1 protein-coding gene is annotated in these 1,362 nt (G+C 67.5%); it reads left to right on the top strand.

What is annotated here, in order from left to right; genetic code table 11:
• Positions 1 to 53 precede the first annotated feature (53 nt).
• A protein-coding gene (locus DZA62_RS35220) for an IS3 family transposase (RefSeq protein ID WP_116953667.1) occupies positions 54 to 1,333 on the top strand; the annotation gives its coding sequence in 2 pieces (ribosomal slippage) (positions 54 to 342 and positions 342 to 1,333; 1,281 coding nt in all).
• The last annotated feature ends 29 nt before the right edge of the window (positions 1,334 to 1,362 follow it).

The raw sequence follows: 1,362 nt of genomic DNA on the forward strand, positions 1-1,362 counted from the left end.
ACTGAACCGCCCCGGCGAGTCCGGAGATTCCGTTCCTTGGGAAGGATGGAGTCATGTCGGGGAGTACGTCGAAGAGGTACCCGGTCGAGCTGCGTGAGCGGGCGGTCCGGATGGTCGTTGAGATCAGGGCCGACCATGGGTCGGAGTGGGCGGCGATGACCAAGGTCGCCGAGCTGCTCGGTGTCGGGACGCCGGAGACGATCCGGAAGTGGTGCCGCCAGGCCGAGGTCGACGCGGGTCAGCGGCCAGGGATAGCGACTGAGGAGTCGGCGGAGCTGAAGCGATTGAAGCGGGAGAACGCCGAGCTCAAGCGCGCTAACGCGATCCTGAAGTCCGCATCGGTTTTCTTCGCGGCCGAACTCGACCGGCCACAGCGCTGATCGTGCGCTACGTCGACGAGCATGTCGGTGTCCGCGACGGCGATGGTCTGCGCTGGGGTGTCGAGTCGATCTGCGCCCAGCTCACCGAGTTGGGCGCGAAGATCGCCCCCGCGACCTACTACGAGCACCGGGGCCGCAAGCCCACCTCCCGCGAGGTCCGCGACGAGGACCTGAAGCCCAGGATCGCCGCGGTCCACGCGTCGAACTACGGCGTCTACGGCGCCCGGAAGGTCTGGCTGATGCTGAACCGTGAACGGCCAGCCGATGAGCCGCCGATCGCGCGCTGCACGGTCGAGCGGCTGATGGGCGAGATGGGCCTGGCCGGTGCGGTGCGCGGGAAGGTCAAGCGCACCACGATCAGCGACCCGAAGGCACCCAAGCCGCTGGACCTGGTGGATCGCAACTTCGCACCCCTCGCACCAGATCGCCTGTGGGTCGCCGACTTCACGTATGTCTCGACGTGGTCGGGCTGGTGCTACACGGCGTTCGTCATCGACGCGTACGCCCGGCGGATCCTGGGCTGGTCGGTGGCCACGACGATGACCAGCCAGTTCGTCGTCGACGCCGTCGAGCAGGCCATCTGGACGCGCGGCCGCGAGGGCAAGGACCTGGCGGGTCTGATCGCCCACCACGACCACGGAGTCCAGTACATGTCCGTGGCCTACTCCGAGCGGCTCGACGCTGCCGGGATCAAGCCCTCGACCGGGGCCGTGGGCTCGTCCTACGACAACGCTCTGGCCGAGTCCGTGATCGGGCTCTACAAGACCGAGTTGGTCAAGCCGCGCCGGCCGTGGAAGGGCCTGGACGACCTCGAGATCGCGACCGCCGAGTGGGTCGACTGGTTCAACCACCGCCGCCCGTTCGAGTACTGCGACGACCTCACGCCAGTCGAGGCCGAGGCCGCTCATTACGCTCACCACCAGACACCAGCAGCCGCTGGAGTCTCAAACTAGAAAGTCTCCGGACACGCCGGGGCGGTTCA

This window comes from Jiangella endophytica (genome assembly GCF_003427025.1).
GTDB lineage: Bacteria > Actinomycetota > Actinomycetes > Jiangellales > Jiangellaceae > Jiangella > Jiangella endophytica.